A 26,317-nucleotide genomic window follows, 5' to 3' on the forward strand; every position below is an offset into this window, starting at 1 on the left:
CTGCTAAGGTAAAGGCCCTTAGCGGGCCTTTACCTTTTCCTTTACAAACTGTTTGATCTGCTCAAGATCCGCATCCATGGTCTCGCATCTGCTGGGAAGCTTGTCGATCCCCACCAGTGAAGGCGGGAAAGGTGGATCCTGGCCGGTGGCCCTGGTGACCGCCTCTCCGAACTTGGCCGGGTGGGCCGTGGCCAGGCAGATTGCCTGCTGATCCGGACCGGTAAGGTCGAGCGCTGCCTTTACCCCTACGGCGGTATGCGGGTCGAGCAGGTAGCCGGTTTCTTTGTGGAACCTGGCGATGATGTCGAGGGTTTCCTGTTGGTTAACTGAAAGGGAGAGGAACTCGGCACGGACCCGATCCATCTCATTTTTGCTGAAGCTGATGCGGCCATCACGGGCCAGTTCTGCGAAGGCATTTCTTACCCTGGCCGGGTCCTGGTCATAGAGGTAATAGAGATATCTCTCGAAATTTGAGGCGAGCTGGATATCCATGGATGGCGACACTGTGGGGACAACATGCCCCAGCGAGTAGTCGCCGTCATTGATGAAACGGCTGAGGATGTTGTTCTCGTTGGTGGCGAGCAGCAGCTTGTCGATCGGCAGCCCCATCAGCTTGGCAACATAGCCGGCAAAGATGTCGCCGAAGTTGCCGGTCGGTACGGAAAATACGACCTTTTTCTTGCCTTGATCGGCAACACGGAACCAGGCGTAGAAGTAATAGACCACCTGGGCCAGCACCCGCGCCCAGTTGATGGAGTTGACTGCGCCCAGGGAATACTCCTCCTTGAATGCCAGGTCGTTAAAGAGCGTCTTCACGATGTTCTGGCAGTCGTCGAAGGTGCCGCGGGCCGCAATGTTGTGGACATTGGGGTCGGTGACGGTAGTCATCTGCATCGCCTGGATCGGTGAGGTCTTGCCCAGCGGGTGGAGGATGAAGATGTTGATGTTTTCTTTGCCCCGGACGCCGTGGATCGCAGCGCTGCCGGTGTCGCCGGAAGTGGCGCCGATGATGTTCAGTTTCTTGCCGCTCTCCTTGAGCAGGTATTCGAACAGGTTCCCCAGGAGCTGGAGCGCAACGTCCTTGAATGCCAGGGTCGGCCCATGAAACAGCTCCAGAATCTCAACCCCGTTTTTGGCAACTACCGGTGTTATGTCCGGATGGGTGAAGGTGGCATAAGACCGGTCGATAAGGGCTTTCAGGTCTGCCGGAGGGATATCGTCGGCATAGATGGAAATAATGGCGAACGCCAGTTCCTGGTATGACAGTTTCTGCCAGGCAGCGAGGGTTTCCCGAGAGATTGCCGGAATCGATTCCGGGAGCAGCAGTCCACCGTCAGTCGCGAGCCCCATCATGACTGCATCGCGGAAGGATAACGGCGCAATGCCGCCTCTGGTACTGATGTATTTCATCGCATGACTCCATGTTTATTGATGGCGGGAGTTTATCAGGAAATGAGTTAAATGGGAAGGGGAGAAGGTGCTCTGCCGATAGCCAAAAGGGCCGCCAGTGTGGCGACCCTTCTGGATACCGATGGAATTGTTCTTGTGACTTGACTTAGGTGGTGGTTTTGGCCTCGGTCCCTTTTTTCAGGCCGCGCGCCATGCCAAGCATCAACATTATGGCTGGTACGAACTGGCCGACTATGATGATGCCGCAGAACCCCATGAACAGCCAGGCAAAGAAACCTATGTTATCTTCTCGGGCTCCGGACGCTGCAAAAGCTGTGGCGGCAGGAAGCAGGGCGGCGACGGTTGCGGATAATGTAGTAGTTAACTTTTTCATGGCGTCCTCCTCAAGTGGTTCAATTTAAATGCTTTAATATTTATTATGCACTGCATGTGCCATGATTAAGTGTAATGCATTAAATATTATTTATATTGTGTAACATGTTGAAATGCTGTGGTATTGATTTGGCGGAGGGTTTAAGCGGCAGGAATCTAAAAAGGGATTTGTATTTAATTGGGATACAGTGCCGTATACGGATAAAACGCTACAAACGATTACCTGTGGCGGTTTTGCAGCTATTCAACACTAGTGAATATATTTCTGCAAGTGAACAAATAAATATGCACCTTGTTCAGTTACCTTCCTCGTGCAGTTCGATCAGGATATCGAGATCCTCTTCATCTGAAAGTCGTGCCAGGTGGAGGGATACATCTCGGTAGGATGGGTTGACCCTGACGATCTCTTTGTAGATTGTCACCGCTTCCTGGTGGCGGTCTGACTGTTCGAGCAGTTGCGACAGTTCGTATTTGAGGTTCAGGAGGGCTTCGCTCGAGAGGACCGGCAGTTCAAGTCCTGCCCTGAAAACGGACTCAGCACCTTCAGTATCGCCTTTTTCCCGTAGGCATAACCCCTGAAGGGCTATGCAGTCTGCAGCTCGCTGAGGATCCCGTCCGGCGGAACGGAACTCGTGGATAGCCTCATCCAAAAGCCCCATCTCTTTGTAGGCAATGCCCAGATTGTAGTGCGATTCGGTATCGCTATCGTCAAGCTGCTCGTCTACACCCTTCCTGAAGGCGCTGATCAAGCTTCCCAGGCTGTACTGCTCCGAATCGTCGGCGGCATCGGCTGTTGCCGGCTCGTCGCTGAACAGTGCCTCGGCAAAGCTCGACAGGTCTTCGAGCTCAAACGACGGCGGCTCACTGTTTTCATCATGAGCATCGGCAAGGACTTCGAATTCAAGCTCTTCAGCCTGGAGCGTTTGGGCCTGGGGCTCAACTCTGTTGTCGGTTGCAGTCCAGTCAAAGGATTCCAGGTGTCCCACCAGAAGATCCATCAGTTCGTCGGCCGGGGCAAGATCAGACTGCTCTCCATGGATATCAGCGGTGACCGGTTCCTCTGCAGCTATCTCGTCCCATGGGGAAACCTGCAGCTGCTCAATTACCGGGCTCTCCATGGTTTCTACTATGGCTGGTTCAAGGAATGCCTCCACCGGGAGCGGTGATTCTATTGTCAGAATGACCCTCTCCACAGTATCTTCGGGTGGTTCCAAATCTTCAGGTTCAGCGTCTTCTCCTAAAGCCTCTGCCAGCTCCTCAGGAGCAAAAACATGAGAGAGCTCCACTTCGCTGACTTCCGGTTCTGCTGCTTCAAGAGGTGCCGTATCAGTCGTTTGTTGCCATGGTTGCTCAGGTTCGGTTGACAGCAGTTCTGGCAAAAACTCAGGAAGCTCTTCTGGGACTTCCGGTTCGCCTGGAGCGACTTCCATGGGAGTCGGGAGAATTACTGTCTGTGGTTCCGGTTCTTCTTCAAACCCAAGATCGATCTCTTCTTCCCATTCGAGTGCTTGCGGCTCCGGCGGTATTGATTCAGAGAGTTCTGAGTGCCCGATATCTGAGCTGTCAGGGCCAACAGGAGTAAGCGGCATTTCCTCTATCGGCTGGATACCTTCGTCAACAGGCTCGATGGCTTCGGGTTGTTTATTCAGTTTTGCCAGCAGCTCCTGTGCTTCGGCCAGCCTCGTGCTGTCCCCGGTTTTTTCAAAAAGCCGGCAAAGTCCTGCAACAGGACGTGTATCCTGGGGAGCCAGAACCTGAAGCTGGTTATAATAATTAGCGACTTGGTCGGCATGACCATTTTCCGCTAAAAACGCTCCGTACTGGTCCAGGAGGTCAAGAACGCTGTCCAGCTCTTGAAAGGTGATCAGCAGGGTGATCAGTTCCTCTTTTGCCCGGATTTCTGCCGGGAACCGCTCGGAAATTCTTGCAAGAACCCCCTTGAGCTGACGGGTGTCCCCCAAGTTGCGGATGGCATCAGCCATGAGATACCATGCTGCGAGGTTGTCCGGAGACAGGGAGATGATCTCTTTCAGCTGCACAAAGGCATCTGCTGATTCGCCCCGCTCCAGTAAGGCGCTTATAGAGCTGAGGATTGGGTCCCCTTTGCCGGGGAAGAGGGTTTTGATACGATCATTTAAGCGGTTGTAAGCTGACTTATCCGGGCGCTCCCAAAGCTGTCGGGCAAGCCGGCAATAACCATCGAATGCCTCGTCGATTTTGTCTGCAGCCAACAATGTCTCGGCAATCTTGAGCATGGTGTTGAGATTGGACGGGTCAACCTCAAGCATTCGCTCAAGTAACTGCAGCGCTTCAGCTTGTTTGCCGCATTTCAGGTAGACGTTGACTACCTGGCTGTACTCGGCCAGGGCATTACCGATAAGACCATGGTTTACGTTCAGTTCTGCCAGGGTGATTGTGGTTTTCGTATTTTCCGGGTCGAGTTTTTGAATCTGCTTGTAAACGGCAATGGCCTTTAGATAAAAGCCGCTGTTGGAGAACGATTTGCCGATGGTTTCGTAATGAGAGATTGCCTCACTCTGCCGATTGACCCGTATCAGAATCTCTGCAAGTTTCTGACGCACTTTCAGATCACCGGGATCAAGGGCTATTGCCTGTTCCAGTTCAAAGACGGCCTTTTCAAATTGCCCTTTAATGATCAGCTTCTGGGCATTCTCGATAAATTTTTCTTTTTTTGAGCTCAATTCATACCCGGTGTCGCTTGGCGTGAAATATAGATAATGTCATGAAAAGTAATGTAATAGCCGTTGCATGTCAAGCATCAACCCTTTGATTTAAGAGCTTTTAAGTTGCGGAGCAGGGCCGCCAGTTCGCGTTGCTCTGCTTTCGATATTCCGCGGTCTCTGTATATCGCCCCGGCATAGATTGTGGCAAAACGTGTCGCATCCTCATTATGCCATTCTGTGGCAATCTCCAGGATCCCCTTCCCTTTGGGAGGGGAATCATATCCGGACAAGCGGATGAAGGCTAGGGCAATTCTATTGGCAGAGCGGCCTTTCCGAAATTTCAAGATAACAAAAAATGCAATTATGCCCGCTGTCCCCAGGCCAAGCATGCGCATTGTACGAGAGGTGGCCCGTGGGAGCTTGATCTGTTGCAGCATTGCGCCGGCATTTCTCGCGAGACTGAGTTGATTGCCGAGGTCATAGGTGATGACTGTCGCATGCCAATAATAGGTAAAGGTGTCCAGCAGAGTTGAGAGACGTCTCAAGATTCCTCTATTTCTGTTGGCGCCGATTTCGGCAAAACCTGCCGACCACCGGCTCGGGTCAACCCGTTGCCAGCCGACACCGTCGATGAATACCTCAACCCAGGCATGTGCCGTATCCTCACTGACTACGAAATAGCCGCCGATCTGATTGTAAACGCCGCCGTAGTAGCCGCCCACAACTCTGGCAGGAACTCCGGCTCTGCGCATGATAAGGGCAAATGATGACGCAAAAAACTCGCAATGCCCTTTTTTTGCCGTAAAGAGGAAATTGTCCAGGTGGTTGCTACCGGTTGGCAGGTTAGTGGTTGCATAACGCAGCCTGCTGGTAATAAAAAACTCTCTGGCCAGGGCCACCAGCTCAAGGTCACTCTTGCCGCGCCCCTTTATGGCATCTGCCACTGCAGCCAGTCTTGGCGGGAGTTCCGAGGGGAGTCTGAGGTAAAACTCACGGTCGATGCTAGTGACTCTGAGCGTCTCTCCGAGGGTTGAGATGGCTTCAATCTTTGACCTGTTGGAGCCCCCAAGGTTTTGCGTGGTAACCAGGTCGCCGCTGGTGGTTGCGCGAGGAGCACGCACCTGGAGCGGTTGGTCGAGAGCCGGCAGATATCTCGAACTACCGGGCTCGAAAAAGATCGTCTGCTGTACCCTGTTACCGGCAATGGCCCGATCAATTTCTCTGCTGGGCGGCATCTCTCTAACCCACGCATCTGAACTGTATCTGTTGAAGACTACGCATCTCCAGTAAAGCGCTTCCGGGTCGATAGCCGGCATTTCCGCACGGAAAGCCACTGCCAGGCTTGTTTCGATGGTCGTTGATCTACCCGGCTCTACGCGATCGCTTACGCCACTGGTTGTCTGACCTTTGCCGGCAAAGGCATTCCATAACGGGAATTGGGTGCGAGGCAGAATAATGAAGAAGATAAGCATCAGTGGGATGGAGACGCCGGTCGTCCAGACAGCAAGCTTTCCGAGTGAGAGCAGTTCAAAGCGGTTCAACATGATTGCCTTGTCAGTTTCATGAAAAGTCAGTAGCAGCAGGGTGCTGATGATAAAAAATGAGAGCAGGATCAGCGAGAAGAGAAAGATCGGGTCCAGGGCGAACAGTGTTGACGCTGCGAGACAGAAAACCGAGAGAGCGCACGCCTGGAGCGCGGCGCGGCTGCTCTGCTCGCCCATAAAGCGGATTGCCAGCAGCAAGGCAAGGAGATTGGCTGCCGGAGCAGCAACATTGTTATGGCCAAAGCGTGTCGCATAGCTAAAGAATATCGCGATAGAGGCCAGGGTAAGGACAATCGTGGGCAGCCTGATCCCTTTGTTATGCACTACCAGTCCGGAGATCGCTGCCAGCGGAAGAAGAATCCGTGAAAAAAGATCCAGGTACGGATATAGCGGCAGAATCCCGATAATTGAGGCGAGCAGCACAAGAATCTCGATGATTCTGGCCGGACTAAGCATAAAGCGCCAACTCCCTAAGCAGCCGCAGTCTGTGGCTGCGCCCTTTATCCGGAGAGATAACCCTTTCTTGAGAAAGCCGGAGTCCTACCTCTCTGTTCTCTCGGCAGGCCTTATTGATAAGGGCCGTTGCCCAAGATAGTTTCTCCTCAAGCATCAGGTTATTCTCTGCAGTCAAATCGAGAATAACCGGTGCATGTGCCGTTGTAGCGAGTTCCTTTATCTTGAACCACTCTTGACGGGCAGAAAGCCGCCAATGAATCTGCTTGAGCGGCTCTACCCCGGTATAATCGCTGATGGTGCGCATTTCTCCATCAAGTCCGCGGTCAGTGCCGAGGAGTTCGCCATAGGCTGAGCTGTCTGCCTTGAACGGGCTTGCTCCGGAGGTGGCCGGCGCTGGAAATACCACAATGTCGCTGGCAATCGGGACTATCATTCCCCGGACAAAGAAATTGACCGGAAATGGCGAGGAGATGATTGCCGTGTCAAATGAGTGCCTGCCCCTGTGAGTGAATGTCCGGATGAAGGAACTACTCCCTGTTTCTCCTTTGGGGAGGGAAGTGAGCAGGCGTATTCCCCCGGCTGCCTGGACATGGAGCAGAAAGGAGTCGAGGTATTGCTTGCGGTTGGTGATGGTCAGGGTGACCAGAGTGGGAATGTTGCAGTATATTTCATCATTTAAGGCGAGATCGCACTCCAACCCTCGAATATTGAGCCATCCCAGGAGTCCTGATATGCTCATGAATCCGAGCAGCAGCGATACAATCAGGTACAGCAGGTTGTTCCCTGTATTTACCGCAGCAAATCCGAGCAATAGCGTAGTTGCGATATAAAAGCCACCGGCTCGGGTAATTTTCAGGCCAGCGGGACGGGGACGTCGTTTATTACCGCGCGTAGGATCTCCTCCTTGTCGAGATGTTCATTTTCAGGTTTCAGTACCAGTCGGTGAGCCCCAACCGGCACTGCGATCGCCATGACATCTTCCGGGGCAACAAAATCACGGCCTTCCAGGAAGGCATGAACCCTGGCAGCCTGGGCAATGCTGATACCTCCCCTGGTCGATATCCCGGCCGCCACCAGCGGGTTGGTTCGCGTTGCGGCGATGATCTGCATGATGTAGCCGGTCACCTTTTCGGAAAGCTGGACATCATCCTGGATCGCCTTTCTGGTGCTAAGGATGACATCGCTGGAAAGGAGAGGGGAGATATTCATGATCTCCTCGCGAATCCCGCCTTTCCTGATGATGGCGCACTCGACCTCTGCCGGAGGGTAGCCGAGGCCGGTCCTGATGAGAAAGCGGTCGATCTGTGATTCCGGCAACGGGTAGGTGCCGGCCTGTTCAGTCGGATTCTGGGTGGCGATGACCAGAAAGGGGTCTGGCAGTCTGTAGGTCGTGCCTTCGACAGTGACTCTTCTTTCTTCCATGGCTTCGAGCATGGCGCTCTGGGTCTTGGGCGTGGCGCGGTTTACCTCGTCTACCAGCAGGATATTGTTGAAGATCGGACCGCGGACAAAGGTGAAGCGGTTTTCGTCACGGTTGAATATGGAGAGGCCGGTTATGTCTGACGGGAGAAGGTCGCTGGTGCATTGCACCCTGCCGAAGGTGAGGCCGAGTACCTGGGCTATGGTGAGGGCCAGTGTGGTCTTGCCCAGGCCGGGGATATCTTCCAGGAGGATGTGACCACCGGCCAGCATGGCGATGAAGGAGAGTTTAACCGCCCTGATCTTCCCTTGCAGGTAGCTGGAAGAGACGGTGTCCATTACTTCAAGGATGGCAGTGCGCTGCGGGTTGTTCATAGAGGCACCTCAAAGGGGGTGCCACAAGTGTACCACACTGCACAGAATAGTCAGCGCCGACTATCCAGATGGTGAGCCAAAAAGGGTCAGCGGCGGGTTGAATTTGATCGGAGCGGTGAATACCTGCGATTCGTACTGCGGCGGCAGTGGCGGTAACGGCCCGGCATCAATCAAAGATTTCATCAGGACTCTGTCATAGGCGGGATTGCCTGAGCTCTGCATGATCTGGGCGTTGATTATCTCGCCACTGCGGGACACCATGATATTCACGATAGCGCTGTTCATCCCTTCGAACTTGTTGCCGTTCCTCCACCAGTTTTCATTGATGGATCTGAGCAGCGACAGGTGGTACTCCCGCATGTCGTTTCTCAGGGTCCGGCCATCGGCGATGGTCCCGAAATGCCCATTGAGCAGACCGAGGCCGAATGAGACTTTCTGCATAGCTTCAGGCTGGTCAGCCGCCGCTTTAACGGCATTCTGTGCCTCTTGCCGGAGTTTTTCCGCTTCGGTGGGGGGCGGCGGTGGCGTCTCTTCTGCCTTGGGCAACACTGCGTCTTCTGCCGGAGTCGTCAACTCTGGTGGCGGAGCAGCTGGTTTGCTGACGGCAGCCGGCGGCTCGGACATGGTAAGGTCGAGGTAATTGATGGTCGGATCGCCGGGGCGGCCTTTACCACCTCCGGCAATAATAATGGCGCAAATAACGTGCAGGGCCAGCGATATGGCAATCATTTTCGGGAAAAAAGGACGTACCACTGCGGCGGTTTCTTCTGCGTTAAGGTCCAGCAAATCTTCGTTCATAGGCTCCGCACAACAAATGGGTTGTCTTGACTTTCATTAGACTTGAAGTTAGTAGCACAAGACGAGCCAATATAACACAATGGGAACTTTCAGGTTAACTTCTTGAGTAAATGAGTCAAAAATTTTTGAGGCGTTCACGGCGGATATTCATCAATTCCTCAAAGGCTGATCGTAACTCAGATTCCGGCAGTTCAGTCAGATTGATGATGGAGTCATTTACATCATTGACCTTGCGCTGCGCCAGTGTTTCAAGGTAGTTGATATGGTCGGATATGAAGCCCTGCTCCACGGCCATATCGTAGATTCTGGTTCCGGGGAAAGGGGTAAGGTACTTTATCGATGTAGGAATAACCTCACTCCGGCGGCAGAAATCCATCATCTTCCTTAGCGATGCGACACTTTCTCCCGGTAGACCTACGATCAGATTGGCCATCACCTTGATGCCGGCTTTGACTGTTTCGGCAACGGCATACTCGATCTCTTCCACCCGGGTCATCTTGTCGGCCAGGTCGAGCACTGTTTGATCAACCGATTCCACACCGTACCAGATATCTCGGCAGCCGCAGGTATGCATGTATGCCAACAGTTCCGGATTAATCTTCTCTACACGGGTTGAACAGGACCAAGTTATTCCGTACTTTTTCAGAACATCGCAAATCCGGCTGGTACGTTCCAGGTCGGAAGTAAAGGTCAGATCGTTGATGTAGAAGTAGCCGGTCCCGTGTTTTGAGGTAAGTTCTGCGATCTCCAGTTCGAAGCGCTCGGGGCTCTTGTAGGAGAGTTTGCGCATGTTTAGGAAGCAGAACGAGCAACGGCCGTAACAGCCACGGGAGGTAGTCAATCCGAGCTCAGGAATGAAAGGATTCTTCTGTACTCCGGGGAACAGGGATAGATCCGGAATCGGCAGTACATCAAGGTCCATAAGCTGTGTGCGTGGTGAGGTGAACTGAGTGGTTCCGTCAAGCCAAAGGCCGAGGCCATTGATGTAACGGGCTTCTTCCGGCTTCTTTCCTGCTTCGATATGGTCCAAAAGATCCAGAAGAGCGGCCTCGCCTTCTCCGAGTATTGCGTAGTCAGGCTTTAGGGCTGCAATCAATGGCTCTGGCAGAGAGGAAATTAGTGCGCCGCCTAAAAGGGTGGTGATCTGAGGGTTGAGTTTCTTTACTTGGTTGAGCACAGCCAGGTTATCTGGATAGGAGTCGATAAAGGTCGGCATGGCAACCACGCCCCCGCGTGCCGCTGAATCCCGGCAGGCATCCTCAAGCTTTTCTCCTAATCGCAGGTCGTGGATTTTTACATCCCAACCGGCCAACTTGGCTACCGTCGCAATATGGCTGATCCCTTCAGTCGGGGTTTGCAGCAGGAATTCGCGGTTGGGGGTTGGCACCTGCGGTGAGGTGGGAAGCACGATGGTAAAAGCCGGACGGGATGCAGAGGGCCGGGGGTGGGTAGTAAGCGTAGCCAGTCGGATTTCATCAGGTGTCCTGTTCATGGGTGAATCCTTTCTTCCTGGTGGCCATTCATAATTGTTGAAACCTGTTCCTTGAAATCCTGGAACTCGCGTGATCTCCCAAGGGCTAGCAGCTGTTCAGGTTTGCCCTCAGTTAGATCGAAAGTAGTTGTTATGCGGCCTGGAGATGCTGCCATGAGATGCACACGATGGCCAATATAGAAGGCTTCGTCCAAGTTGTGGGTCACAAGAACCACAGTTTTCCGCATCTGTGTTGCGATTTCCTTGAGTTCATCTATGACGGCACATTTGGTGACAAGATCCAGTGAACTGAACGGCTCGTCCAGGAGCAGGATTTCAGGTTCGGCCGCAAGAGCTCGCGCAATGCCGATTCGCTGTTGCATGCCTCCGGACAGTTGATGAGGATAAGCATCCGCAAACGATTCAAGTCGTACCTTGCTCAGATAATCGAGTGCCATGTCGCGACGTTCATATCGGGGGATCCCGCGTGACTTGAGCACGAACTCTATATTTTGCACAGCGCTTTTCCAGGGGAACACCAGGTGCCCCTGGAAGATCATTACACGCGTCCTGGAGGGTCCTGTAACCTCTGTGCCGTTAACCAATACTCGCCCTTCAGAGGGTCGGAGCAGTCCGGAGATAAGGGCCAGCAATGTCGATTTTCCGCATCCCGAAGGTCCTATCACTGAAACAAACTCGCCGGCATCAGCCTTGAAGCAGATATCTTTAAGCACCCATGGGGAAAGTTCGTTCCCATGCCTTTTGTGAGGATATCGGAAGTTTACGCAGTCAAGTAAGAGCATATGTCAAACCCAGTGGACCAGGCGTTTGTGCAACCATACCAACAGGGTGTCAGCCAGCATGCCGATCAGGCCTATTACCAGCATGCCAACCAGGACCCGGTCGGTTTTCAAAAGATCCTGGCTGGTGTAAATCAGGTAGCCCAGACCGGAACGGGTGGCAATCATCTCGGCCGCCACCACCGCCATCCAGGCAAAGCCAAAACCGGTCCTGACGCCTGAAATGAGCATCGGTAGAGATGAGGGGATGATAATATCCCAGAGGATTGAAGTCCTGCTGGCCTGAAAGCAGTGTGCTACCGCCAGATGCTGTTTGGACACGTTTTCTACCCCGGTGATGGTATTTGTCAGTATCGGAAAGAACGATGCGATCATTGTCAAAAAATATGAAGGGCCGTTGCCGATCCCAAACCAGAGGATGGCAAGCGGAATCCAGGCGAGTGGAGGGATCGGCCGGAGAAAATTCAGCAAGGGGGCAACAAAGTTTCTAACTCCAGGGCTGCTTCCGACCAGCACTCCCAGAGGGATGGCAGTTATCAGCGAGATGCCGAAACCGGTTCCAACCCTTCCCAGGCTAGAGATAGTTCCCTGTAAAAGCTCACCGGAGGCCAGGGCCTCCACAAGCGCCCGCAGGACAGAAATCGGGGGGGGCAAAATGAAAGGGTTGATCTTTCCTGCCGCCGACAAACCTCCCCACAATAGCAGCGCGATGACGAAGGGGCTGAACATAAAAAATAAACGTCTAAGCAGGATCATTTAGGATTTCTGACCGCACTTTCGATGGCCGGGTTTTTGGTTGTAATCTTGTGGGCTTGCAAAAAGGCGCCGGTCTTTTTCATCTTGTCAATAAAAGTGGGACTGATCCTGATATCGATCTTCTCTAGCCGCTTTTTGTCATAATTTCTGTTGATTCGGGAAACCTTGTCAATTAGCTTATAGTCAACCTTTGATACCTCGCTGTACCATTTGTTTACCTGCTGCTTGTTGGTGACGAAATAAAACACCGCCTCCTTGAATCCCTTCTGGAAACGCTCCAGTGCACCTGGGTTTCTCTCGGCAAACTTCTTTGAGGAAATGGCGATAAGCTCCAGTGGTTCCTGTCTGAGAACCCTGAAACTCCCTTTAGTTACCCCGTCAGTCAGGTGCGGGTCCCACAGCATTGCGGCATCGATCTTGTTCGATTCCAGGGCTGCCACCAGTGCTCCTATGTTCGGCATGCTGATGATCTTCACGCCGGTAACCCCTTCGGTCCATTCAATTGCAGGACGATGGAGAGATGTGCCGAAAATGGTGCCTACCGTTTTGCCACGCAGCTGATCCGGGCGCTCGATGCCGGAATTGGTCTTGACAGTAAGGGCCATGTTTCCCCCTTCACCGAGGGAGGCAATTCCATATGATTCAAAGCCTTCTGCCAGCAGAACCACGAAATTTGCCTCGCTGGTCATGATGATGTCCACCTTGTCGCTGACCAGCGCCAGTTTCATGTCACGCCCATTGGACATTGCGAACATCTCGGGTGCAAAACCGTTCTTTTTGAGGATGTCGGTCTTCTCGAGCACCATTCCGACTTGGGCGCTTATGTTCGTTCCGGCCTGGGGATAGGCTATTCGCACAGTTGTCGGCGCATCGGCCGCCATCGCTGTAGCGGCAATAAAGAAGAATGCTGCAACAATTGACAGCAAGAGCCTCAAGGGGGTCATTTGTTTCAATCCTCCATTTAACAAGGTTTTCTGGTTCGGAATTTCTCAGCTTCGTCCAGGAATAAGTTGTCCTGGATACGGTAGTCGTAGGGGCGAATTTCTATGCGGTAATTGATGTCACGGTAGATTGCACGCAACTCGTTCCTGGTCAGATGAGACGTGAATTTCACGAATCCTGGCTGATCGATATCCTCTTCCACTGACTGCTCCAGGGAGAGCCACTCCAGGTGTTTTACCTCGTCTGTGATCAAGCCGTCCCGCAGGCACTGGCGGTAGAACGCTGTCCCCGGCAGCGCAGAGAGGTACTTGACTCTCGTCACCTCTTTGAATTCGTTGCAGAACGCAACCAGTTCATCCATGCTTTCTTGGTTGTCGTTGGGAGCGCCGATGATGAACAGCCCGCCGATTTTCACTTCGCATTTGCGGTGCAACTGGATAGTTTCGATCATGGCACTTTTGGCGATTCCCTTGTGGTAACTCTCTAGAACCGACGAGGAAACCGATTCCATGCCGTAGAGAACAATATCCAGCCCGTTCTCCTTCATCATAACCAGCGTCTCTTCGTCCAGTCCTGTAACCCGGCTGAATGCTGTCCAGCGGAACTGATGGTGCTCGAAAATTGTTTTCATCAGCCGGTGAACGTAGGTACGGTCGGTGACAAAGGTGAGATCATTCCACCATGCCATCCGGAAACCTGTGGAGCTGTAGTAGTCTATCTCACGTTTGACTCGTTCGACTGACTTGTAGTTCAGCTTTGGGAAGGCGCGATAACAGAAGGTGCAGTTGCATGCGCAGCCACGGGAGTAGGAGAGATAAAGCTCCGGTACTTCTTTGTCTTTGAATCGATCCCAGGCTGAAAAGTCCTGGAATGGGATAATGTCGAGGTCTGTCAACTGGGGGCGTGGAGCGTTGTGCCGTATGGTGTCTGAATCATCCCTCCAGGTGAGGCCGAGGATAGTATCAAGAGGGCGAGCAAACTCGTTCGCCGTCAAGTGATCCAGCAGCTCAGTAAGGGTCAGCTCTCCCTCACCGGCCACCACGAAATCTGCCGCAGTTGTTTTCATCATCAGTTCCGGGATGGCACTGGCAAGTGGTCCACCAAGGATAATAGGTCTTTCGGGGCGCTCTTCCTTGAGTATCTCTACTACACGGCGAACATAGCTGAAGCTGTCACCCCAGACACTGATGCCGACAATGTCGTACCCATCAGCAATTCCGCGGATATCTTCCGGGTCAAAATATTCTCTCTGGTCGAAAAGCCTGAAGGGATATCCCAGTCCCTTTATCAATGCCGCCAGAATCGACGGCCCTTCGAAAGGGGCGCTATGTGTCCATTCCCAGCCACGGGGTACGACAAAGACAGATGGCGGGACCAGCAGTGCAATTGGTGTGGTGAGTTTTGGTACGGCTTCGTGTGGCAGGGGGAGTGCTGCGATTCTGCAGATTGTTTGCGGCGAGTTCTGTGAGGAGGTCATCTGCCAGGTTTTCTTTCTGCTGTGAATATCACCCAGTTCCAGTCTTCTAGTACCTGTCCGTCAACTGCTTCGACCTTGTGAATAGTGCGATAAGGTTCTGGGGCGCCAGCAATCAGGGCGCACACTTCGGTTTGTTTCTCCGGAGATAGTTCCGGAGCTGCGGCTAGCCAACCAGTTATGTTTTCCCTTACCATAAGGCGACGGGTTTCCCGCACAGAAAAAAATGTGCGCTCCAACTCTTCGGCAAGGTCTGCTTCAGTAAAGAACCGTTGCAGTTGGGCCTGCTTGGTACGATGAATATGTTCCAGCCACGGGGTGTCTTCCGCTGAAAACGGCACAGTCTGGCTGAAGACAAAAAACCCGCCGGGTTTCAACACCCGATGGGCCTGCTCCAAAACCTTCTGGCCGTTATCCAGAAGAAAGTAAGCCTGGCGCAGCAAGACGACATCGAAAGCGCCATCCAGAAAAGGAACCTCTTCTGCCGGTGAACAGATGCAGGGGAAAAACCTGTTGGCCTCTTCGGCCATGGCTTTGGTCAGATCGATTCCGCACACATTCCAGCCGGCAGCAGAGAATTTTCTGCCTACCATACCGGTTCCACAACAGAGCTCCAGCAGGTGTCCCGCTGATCTTTGCCCGCAGGCTTCAATATGGGTATTGATTAGTTTTTCATCGGATATCCAGTTGGCAGAAGCAGAGTACGTCTCTGCCCTGGTGGTAAATTGATTGATTACCCTGTTCATCAGTACTCCAAATGTCGAGTTTTGCGGTAAAAGAATTTGCGAGGAAGAAGGGAGTGTGCCTCAACTTCACATAAACCGTTTTTATATATCAGAGACAGCTAATAGTATCAATTTAATTCATAAAAAATAACCCCTCTTCGATTAAAGAGGGGTTATATACGACAGTTTATTCTGGAGTTAGAATAATTGTGATTAGCTGTTCTGCGCGTCAACCACGGCGATTGCCGCCATGTTGACGATGTCGAGCACATCGTCACCCCGCTGCAGGACATGGATCGGTTTTTTCATCCCCATCAGGATCGGACCGATTGCATCAGCGCCACCGATTCTGTTAAGCAGCTTATAACTGATGTTGCCTGAGTTGAGGTCCGGGAAGATCAGGACGTTTGCCGACCCTTTAAGAGTCGAAAATTGGTAGTTCTTCTGAAGGATTTCCGGGACCAGAGCGGTATCCGCCTGCATCTCGCCGTCTATTTCCAGACCTGGCGCCTTCTGCTTGACGATCTCTACCGCCTTTTTCACCTTGACCGTATCCGGATGGAGCACTGAGCCGAAGTTGGAGAAGGAGAGCATGGCAACCTTGGGCTCGAATTCGAGCATCTTGGCTTTTTCCGCGGCGAGAATGGCAGTTTCGGCCAGCTCTTCTGCAGTTGGGTCGATATCGACCGTGGTATCTGCGAGGAAGATGATCCCTTTCTTGAAGACCATCATATACAGGCCGTGGACGCTGGAAAGCCCTTCCTGCTTGCCTATGACTTCCAGGGCCGGACGAATGGTTTCAGGGTAGTGGGTATCGATGCCGCCGAGAAGCGTGTCGGCATCCCCCTGGCGCACCATCATGCAGCCGAGATGAGTTCTTGATTTCCTGCGCATGATCCTCTTTGCCTCGGACAGGGTAAGCCCCTTGCGCTGGCGGAGCCGGAAAAGCTCTTCCGCGTACTCATCAGACTTTGCGTAAGTTTCCGGATCGACTATCGGCACGCCGTTAAGATCCAGCCCCAGCTCCTCAATGGCAGTCCGAATCTTGGAATGGTTTCCTATGAGGATTGGGTGGGCGATTCCTTCTTCAACCAGCACCTGTACAGCCTTAAGGATCTTTTCGTTGTCACCTTCAGGGAAGACGATACGTTTCGGATCACTCTTGGCCTTGTTGATGATGCCGCGCAGGGTTTCCTTGGCTTTGCCCTGGAGCGATTCAAGATGCTCGACATATTTTTCCATGTCCTCGATGGGCTGTCTTGCCACACCGGAGTCCATTGCTGCCTGCGCCACTGCAGGGGCAACGCGGAGCAGCGCCCGCGGATCGAACGGTTTGGGGATAATGTATCGCGGTCCAAAAGAGAATTTCTCGTTGCCATAGGCCCGGCAAACAGAATCAGGGCACTCTTCGCGCGCAAGCTCTGCCAGAGCGCGTACAGCGGCCTTTTTCATCTCTTCGTTGATGGATGATGCCCGGACATCCAGGGCGCCGCGGAAAATAAAGGGGAAGCCGAGTACATTGTTGACCTGGTTCGGATAATCGGAGCGGCCGGTGGCAATCAGGACGTCGCCACGGACAGCCTGTGCCTCTTCGGGAGTAATTTCCGGATCCGGGTTTGCCATGGCAAAGATGATCGGGTTTTTTGCCATTTTACGAACCATGTCAGGAGTAAATGCGCCTTTCGAGGAAAGTCCGTACAGGACGTCGACCCCAACTACCGCCTCTTCCAGGGTGCGCAGCGTGGTGTCTACGGCAAACCGTTCTTTATACTTGTTCATCCCTTCGGTGCGACCCTTGTAAATAACCCCTTTGGTGTCACACATAATGAGATTTTCTGCTTTTACGCCGAGGGAGATGGCCAGGTTGGCGCAGGCAATGGCGGATGCCCCGGCGCCGTTCACCACGATCTTGATTTCTTCCATCTTTTTGCCGATGAGCTCAAGTGCATTGGTCAGAGCTGCGGCGGAGATGATTGCCGTGCCGTGCTGGTCATCATGGAAGACCGGGATGTTCATGGTCTTCTTCAGCTCTTCCTCGATGTGAAAGCACTCAGGGGCCTTGATGTCCTCCAGGTTGATCCCGCCGAAGGTAGGTTCTATAAGCTGACAGAACTTGATGATTTCTTCCGGGTCTTCACTGTCAACCTCAATATCAAAGACGTCTATGTCGGCAAAGCGCTTGAAAAGAATACCTTTCCCTTCCATGACCGGTTTGCCGGCCAGTGCGCCCAGGTTGCCGAGCCCCAGAACCGCTGTTCCATTGGAAATAACCGCCACCAGGTTACCCTTGGCTGTATATTTGTAAGCGTCTTCGGGATTTTTTTCAATTTCCAGGCATGGCTCAGCTACGCCTGGAGAATAGGCGAGCGATAGGTCACGGGATGTGAGACACGGTTTCGTAGCAATAACTTCTATTTTCCCTTTGCGGCCACTGGAGTGATAATCCAATGCATCTTCTCTTTTTCCCATTCTGTTACCCCCTTGTATTTTACTTAGAGTAAAATTGGATGTTAAGGTAGTTGGGTGCGGATCTTGTGCGATACCGCCACCAATCAAAAGTCGTTTTACATTATTTCCATAATCAAGGCTATGTCAAGGTTTATTCAGAGTAAAACACAAAAAGTTTTCATCTATCAGCAGTTATAGACTGCTTCTTACGGTTGTCAAACACCAGTTTTCCGTTACTATTTATCTTCAACTGCCGGAGTCATTTTACTGAATATATGGAGTGGAACGAATGGAGCGGCTCTGGGCCCCGTGGCGCATGGAATACATTGCCGGGGCGAAATCTGAAGATTGCGTGTTCTGCATCGGCGATGATCTGGAACAGGACCGACAGCGGCTGGTGCTGTTTCGATCACGCGCCTCGTTCGTTATTCTCAATATCTATCCCTATACCAGTGGGCACCTGATGGCCATTCCTTACCGGCATACCGCAACCATGAATGACCTCGATGATACGGAACTGCTCGATCTTGCCAGGATGGTCCGGTTGTCATGCAATGTCCTTAACGCTGAATATGCTCCCCATGGGTTCAATATCGGTATGAACCTCGGTCTGGCTGCCGGCGCCGGGGTGAAAGAGCATCTGCATTATCATATTGTGCCGCGGTGGAACGGTGATTCCAATTACATGGCTGTGACCGCAGAAACACGAGTGATCCCTGAGGATTTAGTGACAACTTACAAGCGTCTCAAGCCGCATTTTGCAGCTCATGCCGGGGAAGGGTCGTAGCTGTGGCGAACCAGCACTATGTCGTGGGGATCGATGTCGGCGGGACAAATCTCAGGTTTGCCCTGGTCGGAGCTGATGGTGAAATCGTGGCTCGGAGACGCATTGCTACGCCGATGAACCGGGCAGCCTTTCTCAGCAAACTCAACGAGAATGTCGGGTTCATGGCCACAGAGTTGAGTGGCGCAGGCAGCTTGACCGGTGTCGGCATCGGCATGCCCGGCCTTATCGCTCCATCGGGGCAGATCCTTTCGTCGGTCAACCTTCAGCATTGCGCAGGGCTGAACCTGGAATCTGAACTCCAGGCCGTAACCGGCCTGCCGGTTGCTGTAGTCAACGATGCCAATGCCGCTGCCTGCGGCGAGCACCGTTTTGGCGCGGGTCGCCCGTTTCGTACATTTATCATGATTACCATCGGCACCGGCATTGGCGGAGGGCTGGTCCTTGACGGGAACCTCTGGACCGGCGTCGACGGTTTTGCCGGGGAATTTGGTCACTTAACAGTGGTTCCAGATGGCAGAGCGTGTCCTTGCGGCAATCACGGCTGCGTCGAGCAGTACTCATCCGCCACTGCTCTACTGGCAATTGCCGGGGAGCAGGGTATTATGATCAGAGATGCTTCTGTGGAAGCCCTTGCGGCCCTGGCCACTGCCGGCGATGCCCAGGCAATAGCTCTTTTCCGTGATGCCGGCCGCTATCTCGGGGCTGCTGCCGCAGCTGTGGTAAACCTGCTGAACCCTGCCGCGATTATCATCGGCGGAGGAGTTGCTGCCAGTTTTGCTCTCATGCAGAGTTCGATGAGGGCAGAGATTGACCTGCGGGCATACAGGCCTTCGGCCGCAGGGGTGACAATAATCAAAGGTGAGCTTAATGATGATGCTGGTGTATTGGGGGCGGCAGCAGTGGCGTTGGAACGTTTTAGCCGTTGATCCATTGCCTGTCGCAGCTAATGTAGATATTTCGGGAGGATAAATGGCTAAGCGGATTGGTATTTTAACCGGCGGTGGTGATTGCCCGGGCCTGAATGCGGTTATTCGCGCTCTGGTAAAGGGGGCAATTCTCAAGCGGGGCTGGGAAGTCGTTGGCATTGAAGACGGTTTTGACGGCCTGCTTGAAGAATCCAAGATGAGGCCACTGGGGCTCAACGAGGTAAGGGGTATACTCCCTCGTGGAGGCACGATTCTCGGAACCACCAATCGCGGCAATCCTTTTTCCTACCCAGTCGAAAAAGACGGAAAGCTTGAGATTGTCGATATTTCGGATAGAGTGGTTGATAACATCAGTCGTGCCGGCATTGATGCCCTTGTTGCCATCGGTGGCGAAGGCTCTTTAACGATAGCCTTGGAATTGATGCGCAAGGGGGTGCCGGTTGTCGGCGTCCCGAAGACGATCGACAATGATCTGCTTGAGACTGACGTCACCTTCGGGTATAACACGGCGTTGGAGACAGCAACGTACGCGCTCGACAAACTGCACTCAACGGCAGAGAGTCATCACCGGGTCATGGTGATGGAGGTCATGGGGCGTTATGCCGGTTGGATTGCCCTCGAATCAGGAATTGCCGGAGGGGCTGACGTTATTCTCATCCCGGAGATCCCTTTTTCGATTGAAAAAATCTGTGAGTCCATTGAACGGCGAAGATCGCGGGGGAGCCGTTTCAGTATTATTGTCGCTGCTGAGGGTGCCATGGAAAAGGGGGGCAACAGGGTTGTAAAGTCGGGCCCGGACCTGCGCCACCAGGTTGAGCGGCTTGGGGGCATCGGCGAGTACGTGTCGCGACGGATTGGCAAATGTCTCGACATGGATTCCCGGGTTACCGTACTGGGGCATCTGCAGCGCGGCGGCTCTCCGTCAACATTTGACCGCTGCCTGGGGAGCCGCTTCGGCATCAAGGCCCTTGAACTTATAGAGAAAGGCATTTTCGGGGAGATGGTCTGTCTCAGAGGGACAGAGATCCGTTCGGTCAAGATAGAAAAAGCGGTTCGCCGGCTTAAACTGGTAAACCCCCGGGGCCAGATGGTCAATGCTGCTGAGGAACTGGGGATAATGCTGGGGCGCTAGGCTGATGTGTTCCCTTAACTGTGGCTTCAGTTTCCGTTTGCCGGGCCGAAATGTACATTTAGCACAGCGATTCTGGATATGTGCCGGATCGATACAGCAGAGATCTGGAGCCCGCATCATCAGACATTAAATTGAAAATATTCGGGAGGTTCACTCCGTCTTATGAAAAATAGCGACGCGTCCTATTCGAAATCATTGCGTTATCTGATAATGGGAATCCTGTTCGGCGTGGGAGCCCCGATCATGTGGGCAATTCTTAGTGCCATCTTTTTCGGTGACGGATCGAAGTCGTTTTTTGTCCGCATTTACGAAGACGCTTCCCGGAGTTCGGAGCAGATATCTCTGTATATTTACATGTTTTTCGGCACCAGCGCCGTCATGGGGGGGCTTGGCTATCTGGTCGGTCGCAACAGCGACGAACTCAAGGAGCAGAAGCATGAGACCGAGGATCTGAATAAAAAGATAGTCCTGCAAAAAGAGCTTTTTGAAACCCGCTTCAAGGCTCTGGATAACAGCATCAAGAGCTTTCACCAGATAAGCAGCCGGATCCAGAAGACCATTGATTCCCAGGAAGTTTTAAAACTGTGTGCCGAGGGGTTGAGCGAAGTGCTGGGCTATGAGCGGGTCAATATCCTGATTGCCGATGAACTTCACTCTACGCTCAGGTTTGCGGTCAATGCCCGCACTGAAGGGTTTGACCCGCATTCAGCAGTTCTGCCGTTTGATGAAAGAGCAGGGATCATCTATAAATGTATGGTGGAGAAAAAGCCGTTCCTCGTGGAGGACATGAGAAGCTATCCTACCGAATACCAGATCAAGCCACCCTATGATACCATCGAGCCCTTGAGGTCCAAAAGTTTCATCCTTTGTCCGATAATCATCAAAGGCGAATCGGTAGGGGTCTTTGGTGTCGACAACAAGCACAGCAAGCGTCCCCTGAACGACTCGGATCTGGACACCGTTAAACTTTTTGCCGATCAGGCAGCATCCTCTCTTACCAGGATCAACTTGGTCAAATCGATTGATACCCTTACCCTGGAGCTGGGCAATACCTTTGCCGCCCTGCTTAAAAATCGGGAAAGCCATTCCAAAACAGTGATCAATCTCAAAGGGTATGTCGATTCTCTCAGCGATAATACCGCCCATATTGCCGGGGCCGCAGAAAACGTAATGACCGCCATTGATGACACCAGCGCCTCGGTCGGTGAGATTTCAGTCGCTATCGAGCAGGTGAGTCGCAATCTGGATGCCTTGTCCGAGACCGTAGAAAAATCGGTTTCGGCCATGGAAGAGATTAATGCGACCCTTTTCACGGTTGAAAAGAACACGGTAGTTTCCCACAAGGTGTCAAGTCAGGTAAAATCGCAAGCCGATCGAAGCAGCGCCATTGTCGAAGAGACGATTGCCTCGTTGGCCGAGATTCAGAATTCGGTAGAGCTGTCATACGCCGGGATCAAGCGGCTAGCCGAAAACAGCAGCCGAATTGAAGGGATCGTCGGAGTAATCAACGACATCACCAAAAGGACCAATCTGCTGGCCCTTAATGCCTCGATTATTGCCGCCCAAGCCGGCGAGTACGGCAAAAGTTTCGGCGTTGTTGCCGACGAAATCCGCAATCTGTCGCTACAGACCGGTCAATCGACCGGTGAGATTACCGGAATCGTTGAGGAGATCATGACCGAGTCCCGGGCAGCGGCGAGCAACGTGACGCTGACCAAGGATCTGGTGCAAAAAGGGGTTATGCTCGGCCAGGAAACCGGGGAATCGCTCAAGGTTATTCTCGAAAGCTCCAACCAGGCCATGGATATGACCAACCAGATCAGGATCTCCACAGAGGAGCAGGCCAAAAGCGTACAAATGGTGACCCGCTCCATTGAGGATGTCAGTACGATGACCACCCAGATTTTTACCGCCTCGAAGGAACAGGCCAACGCTACCCGCAACATCCTCAGGGCAGTCAATACCATCAAGGATATGACCCAGGAGATGGCTGGCGCCACCGGGCGCCAGGTAGACGATGGCAAAGAGATAAAGCATGCGGTAGAGTCTGTGGGCAAGATGGTGCTGGGAATCTTCGAAGATCTGGAAAAACGCCGCAGTGAAAGCGTTGCCGTGGTGAAAGAACTGGAGATGATGAAAGAGTTCAGCGAATAATAAAAAGTGTAGACAGGTATAACCCTGTTATGTTAAATCGAAACAGGTGAGGCAAGGCCCGCTACAGGAGCGGAGCTGTTAACCCTCACCTGTTTTTATATTTCATACCGCCTGGATTCAGAGTTGAACCGGGACGGGAGGCAATAGCCAGCGACTTTTTCGAGGATTCTACCTCGTGCGCATGGAAAACGCCCTCTGTTCCGGAGGGCGTTTTTTTTTGGGGCACAATGCGCAAGCAGGTAACCATACTTGATATTCAGAAGATGAAGGACGAAGGGACACCGATAACCGTACTCACCTGCTACGATTATCCGACAGCCAGGATTATGGACGGTTGCGGCATCGATGTCATTCTTGTCGGCGATTCCCTGGGGGTTGTGGTTGCCGGTCATGAGAACACCCTGCCGGTTACTGTTGACGAAATCATCTATCACAGCCGGGCGGTGATGAGGGCCACCCCGCGGGCGATGGTGGTGGCGGACATGCCGTTTCTCTCCTACCAGGTCGATATCCCCACTGCCCGTCTCAATGCCGGGCGACTCATCAAAGAGGGGGGAGCGGCAGCAGTGAAGCTGGAGGGTGGCACCAACATGGCCGATACCATCCGGGCTATCACTTCGATGGACATCCCGGTCATGGGGCATATCGGCCTGACCCCGCAGTCGATCCACCGGATGGGGGGATACCGCGTTCAGGGTAAAAAGGAGGAGCAGGCCGACCGGCTCATGGCCGATGCCTTAGCTGTGGAGGCGGCGGGTGCTTTTGCCGTGACCCTGGAAGGAATACCCCAGAAACTGGCGCGAAAGATAACCGAAGCTCTCACCATCCCGACCATCGGCATCGGCGCCGGGCCTGGGTGTGACGGCCAGGTTCTGGTGCTGCACGACATCCTCGGTCTTTGTGAGAAATATTCCCCCAAGTTTGTCAAACGCTATGCGGACGGCCGGGCGCTGATAGCGGACGCGGTAAGCGCCTATATTGCCGAAGTCAGGAGCGGAGAGTTCCCGACCGAGGCCCATTCCTTCAACTGACATGAAAATCATATCCGACATAAAAGAAATGCAGACCCTTGCTATTGCCGCCAGAGGGGAAGGGAAAAGGATATCCTTTGTCCCGACAATGGGGTTCCTGCACGAAGGGCATGCCTCGCTCCTGCATGAGGGGAGAAAGCGCGGCGACCTGCTGGTGCTCAGTATTTTTGTCAATCCCACCCAGTTTGGCGTTGGCGAGGATTTCGACAAGTATCCGCGCGACATGGAGCGAGATACCCATATTGCGGCTGCTGCCGGGGTTGATGTGGTTTTTACCCCGTCTCCTGTCGGGATGTATCCGGCAGGCTACCAGACCTTTGTGGATGTGGCAGAACTGACGCTGCCACTCTGTGGTGCCAGCAGGCCGGGGCACTTTCGCGGAGTCACCACCGTGGTCTGCAAGCTGTTCAATATTGTTCAGCCTCATATTGCCCTGTTCGGGAAGAAGGATTTTCAGCAGCTCGCGGTCATCAGGCAGATGACGGTGGACCTGAACATGCCGGTGGAAGTTGTCGGGATGCCGATCATCCGCGAGCAGGACGGCCTGGCCATGAGCTCGCGCAACAAGTACCTGTCATCGGAGGAGCGGACAAGCGCACTCTGCCTCAGCAGGTCGTTGCAGTCGGTTCGCGCTGCCTATCATTCTGGAGAGCGGGATGCAGAGCGCCTCAAGCAGCTGGTCCAAAATATTATCCTGGCTGAACCTAGCGCAACCATCGACTACGTAGAACTCCGCGCAGACGAGACGCTGGAAAAGGTCGCCACGGTAGATGATCGCACGCTGCTGGCCCTGGCAGTAAGGGTCGGAGCTACCAGACTCATCGACAACTGCCTGCTCGGAGAGGATGACTGACGATAATGCCGAAGAATCGCGACGCTGCCCGTGCCAATCTGGAAAATCTTTACCGGATCTTTACTGTGCCGGAAGCCCCCGATTCCACCCTTGGTGCTATCGACAAGGCAATAACCGATGACGTCACCGGTTTTTTGCAGAATCATATAGTCGCCATCGAACGAAACCTGGAAGAGATCGAGGCGATGTTCTCCTCCGCTGCCATTCCCGAAGAGCCTACCTACGTTTCAGAATACACGGAATTCGTCAAAGAAAACCTGGTCGCCCATTCGGTCCATACCGCTGCCCCAGGTTTTGTCGGTCACATGACCTCGGCGCTGCCGTACTTCATGCTCCCCCTGTCGCGGCTGATGACTGCGCTCAACCAGAACCTGGTCAAGGTGGAAACCTCCAAGGCCTTTACTCCGATGGAGCGGCAGGTGCTTGCCATGCTGCATCACCTGGTGTATCGCCGCGATGACGGTTTTTACCGGCAATGGATCCACAACAGCCAGCATGCCTTGGGAGCCTTTTGCTCCGGCGGCACCATTGCCAATGTTACGGCGCTGTGGGTGGCGCGAAATCGGCTCTTTGCTCCTGACGGGGCTTTCCGCGGTATTGCCCAGGAAGGGCTTGCTGCTGCCTTGAAGCATCGCGGGGCAGACGGGATTGCCGTTCTGGTCTCGGAACGCGGTCACTACTCATTCGGCAAGGCTGCCGATCTGCTCGGCCTCGGTCGGGATAATCTGATCAAGGTGAAGACCGATGCGAACAACCGCGTCGACCTCAAGCTGCTGAGAGACGAGTGCCAGCGTCTGCAGGACCGGAACATCCTGCCGCTGGCCCTGATCGGCATCGCCGGTACCACTGAAACCGGCAACATCGATCCCCTGGAGAAGTTGGCGGATTTTGCCCAGGAACTGGGCTGCCATTTTCATGTAGACGCTGCCTGGGGAGGTCCGACCCTGTTCTCTGACCGCTACCGCCCACTGCTCAGCGGCATCGAGCGGGCAGATTCGATTACCATTGATGCGCACAAGCAGCTGTATGTCCCAATGGGGGCAGGGATGGTCGTTTTCCGGGATCCTACCGCCTTGTCGGCGATAGAGCATCATGCCAACTATATCCTGCGTCATGGCTCGAAGGATCTGGGCAGCCATACCCTTGAAGGGTCGCGGCCGGGAAAAGCAATGCTCGTCCATGCCGGGTTCTCGATCATCGGTCGCAAGGGATACGAGCTTCTTATCGACATGGGGATTGAACGGGCACGAACCTTTGCCGATATGATCCGACACCATCCCGATTTTGAACTGACCAGCGATCCGGAGTTGAATATCCTCACCTATCGCTACTGCCCTCTGGCGGTACAACAGTCGTTGGCTGAGGCAACGGTCGAACAGGTCGTTGAGATCAACGCTCTGCTTGACCAGGTCTGCCAGTTACTGCAGAAATACCAGCGGGAAGCAGGCAAGACCTTTGTCTCCAGGACACGGCTGCGTATCGACCACTATGATGGTGAACTCACGGTCCTGCGCGTGGTCCTGGCAAATCCCTTGACGACCGAGGAGATCCTGCAGTCAGTGCTGGAGGAACAGTGCGAAATCGTGCAGCAACCGGAGATTCAATCGTTATTGCGGCAGATTGAGGAGCTCTGTGTCGGTCAGGGTTGTGACGGAACAACTGCTCAGCAGCAGCGAAAATGTTGCTCCGCAGGACGAACATGACTTAAGAGGGCTGAGACTCTTGCATCTCGGGGGCAGACAGATCATTCTGTTTGCCCT

At 53.4% G+C, this 26,317-nt stretch carries 21 protein-coding genes; 7 read left to right on the forward strand and 14 right to left on the reverse strand.

The features are described from left to right. Window positions 1-18 precede the first annotated feature (18 nt). The 14 genes from thrC to KI809_RS16195 all read right to left on the reverse strand — a co-directional run bounded on the left by thrC (window position 19) and on the right by KI809_RS16195 (window position 17,695). Window positions 19-1,410: a threonine synthase gene (thrC, locus tag KI809_RS16130; RefSeq protein WP_214172616.1), complete on the reverse strand. Its 1,392-nt coding sequence runs from the start codon at window positions 1,408-1,410 to the stop codon at window positions 19-21. A gap of 145 nt (window positions 1,411-1,555) precedes the next feature. Further along, on the reverse strand, window positions 1,556-1,783 hold the full coding sequence (locus KI809_RS16135; RefSeq protein WP_214172617.1) for a hypothetical protein: 228 nt from the start codon (window positions 1,781-1,783) through the stop codon (window positions 1,556-1,558). A 295-nt stretch (window positions 1,784-2,078) separates the two neighbouring features. After that, window positions 2,079-4,484, reverse strand: a complete 2,406-nt coding sequence (locus KI809_RS16140; RefSeq protein ID WP_214172618.1) for a tetratricopeptide repeat protein — start codon at window positions 4,482-4,484, stop codon at window positions 2,079-2,081. 77 nt (window positions 4,485-4,561) lie between these two features. Then, window positions 4,562-6,466, reverse strand: a complete 1,905-nt coding sequence (locus KI809_RS16145) for a transglutaminase TgpA family protein (protein ID WP_214172619.1) — start codon at window positions 6,464-6,466, stop codon at window positions 4,562-4,564. Beyond that, complete coding sequence (locus tag KI809_RS16150; RefSeq protein WP_214172620.1) at window positions 6,459-7,277, reverse strand: DUF58 domain-containing protein; 819 nt, start codon at window positions 7,275-7,277, stop codon at window positions 6,459-6,461. The genes KI809_RS16145 and KI809_RS16150 overlap by 8 nt, the downstream gene beginning before the upstream one ends. 41 nt (window positions 7,278-7,318) lie before the next feature. After that, complete coding sequence (locus tag KI809_RS16155; protein ID WP_214172621.1) at window positions 7,319-8,260, reverse strand: AAA family ATPase; 942 nt, start codon at window positions 8,258-8,260, stop codon at window positions 7,319-7,321. Window positions 8,261-8,320: 60 nt separating this feature from the next. Beyond that, window positions 8,321-9,058, reverse strand: a complete 738-nt coding sequence (locus KI809_RS16160; RefSeq protein ID WP_214172622.1) for an energy transducer TonB — start codon at window positions 9,056-9,058, stop codon at window positions 8,321-8,323. Window positions 9,059-9,173: 115 nt separating this feature from the next. Next, complete coding sequence (locus KI809_RS16165; RefSeq protein WP_214172623.1) at window positions 9,174-10,550, reverse strand: B12-binding domain-containing radical SAM protein; 1,377 nt, start codon at window positions 10,548-10,550, stop codon at window positions 9,174-9,176. Continuing rightward, window positions 10,547-11,332: an ABC transporter ATP-binding protein gene (locus tag KI809_RS16170; RefSeq protein WP_214172624.1), complete on the reverse strand. Its 786-nt coding sequence runs from the start codon at window positions 11,330-11,332 to the stop codon at window positions 10,547-10,549. Before KI809_RS16170 ends, KI809_RS16165 begins: the two co-directional genes overlap by 4 nt. 3 nt (window positions 11,333-11,335) lie before the next feature. Next, a complete protein-coding gene (locus KI809_RS16175) occupies window positions 11,336-12,058 on the reverse strand; it encodes an ABC transporter permease (RefSeq protein ID WP_214172625.1) in 723 nt (240 codons plus the stop codon). A gap of 23 nt (window positions 12,059-12,081) precedes the next feature. Beyond that, window positions 12,082-13,029 carry an ABC transporter substrate-binding protein gene (locus tag KI809_RS16180; protein ID WP_214172626.1) on the reverse strand — a complete coding sequence of 316 codons (948 nt, stop codon included), beginning with the start codon at window positions 13,027-13,029 and terminating at the stop codon, window positions 12,082-12,084. Window positions 13,030-13,046: 17 nt separating this feature from the next. Continuing rightward, a complete protein-coding gene (locus tag KI809_RS16185) occupies window positions 13,047-14,504 on the reverse strand; it encodes a B12-binding domain-containing radical SAM protein (protein ID WP_214172627.1) in 1,458 nt (485 codons plus the stop codon). Then, window positions 14,501-15,247, reverse strand: coding sequence for a class I SAM-dependent methyltransferase (locus KI809_RS16190; RefSeq protein ID WP_214172628.1), 747 nt, complete (start codon window positions 15,245-15,247; stop codon window positions 14,501-14,503). The genes KI809_RS16185 and KI809_RS16190 overlap by 4 nt, the downstream gene beginning before the upstream one ends. Window positions 15,248-15,439: 192 nt before the next feature. Further along, a complete protein-coding gene (locus KI809_RS16195) occupies window positions 15,440-17,695 on the reverse strand; it encodes an NADP-dependent malic enzyme (protein ID WP_214172629.1) in 2,256 nt (751 codons plus the stop codon). A gap of 268 nt (window positions 17,696-17,963) precedes the next feature. Here KI809_RS16195 and KI809_RS16200 point away from each other — a divergent pair, with 268 nt between their 5' ends. The 7 genes from KI809_RS16200 to panP all read left to right on the forward strand — a co-directional run bounded on the left by KI809_RS16200 (window position 17,964) and on the right by panP (window position 26,260). Next, window positions 17,964-18,461 (forward strand): HIT family protein, encoded by a 498-nt coding sequence (locus KI809_RS16200; RefSeq protein WP_214172630.1) that lies wholly within the window; start codon window positions 17,964-17,966, stop codon window positions 18,459-18,461. A gap of 2 nt (window positions 18,462-18,463) precedes the next feature. Next, window positions 18,464-19,387 carry an ROK family protein gene (locus KI809_RS16205; protein WP_214172631.1) on the forward strand — a complete coding sequence of 308 codons (924 nt, stop codon included), beginning with the start codon at window positions 18,464-18,466 and terminating at the stop codon, window positions 19,385-19,387. Between the two features lie 43 nt (window positions 19,388-19,430). Beyond that, on the forward strand, window positions 19,431-20,519 hold the full coding sequence (locus tag KI809_RS16210; protein ID WP_214172632.1) for a 6-phosphofructokinase: 1,089 nt from the start codon (window positions 19,431-19,433) through the stop codon (window positions 20,517-20,519). Window positions 20,520-20,681: 162 nt separating this feature from the next. Continuing rightward, a complete protein-coding gene (locus KI809_RS16215; protein WP_214172633.1) occupies window positions 20,682-22,673 on the forward strand; it encodes a methyl-accepting chemotaxis protein in 1,992 nt (663 codons plus the stop codon). Between the two features lie 227 nt (window positions 22,674-22,900). Next, entirely contained in the window at window positions 22,901-23,704 is an 804-nt protein-coding gene (gene panB / locus KI809_RS16220; RefSeq protein ID WP_214172634.1) for a 3-methyl-2-oxobutanoate hydroxymethyltransferase, read from the forward strand. A gap of 1 nt (window position 23,705) precedes the next feature. Continuing rightward, the gene (panC, locus tag KI809_RS16225) at window positions 23,706-24,557 is read left to right on the forward strand and encodes a pantoate--beta-alanine ligase (RefSeq protein ID WP_214172635.1); all 852 of its coding nucleotides are present in this window, start codon (window positions 23,706-23,708) and stop codon (window positions 24,555-24,557) included. Window positions 24,558-24,562: 5 nt separating this feature from the next. Then, window positions 24,563-26,260: a pyridoxal-dependent aspartate 1-decarboxylase PanP gene (panP, locus tag KI809_RS16230; protein WP_214172636.1), complete on the forward strand. Its 1,698-nt coding sequence runs from the start codon at window positions 24,563-24,565 to the stop codon at window positions 26,258-26,260. Window positions 26,261-26,317: the final 57 nt, after the last annotated feature.

It is taken from the genome of Geoanaerobacter pelophilus (assembly GCF_018476885.1).
GTDB classification, from domain to species: domain Bacteria; phylum Desulfobacterota; class Desulfuromonadia; order Geobacterales; family DSM-12255; genus Geoanaerobacter; species Geoanaerobacter pelophilus.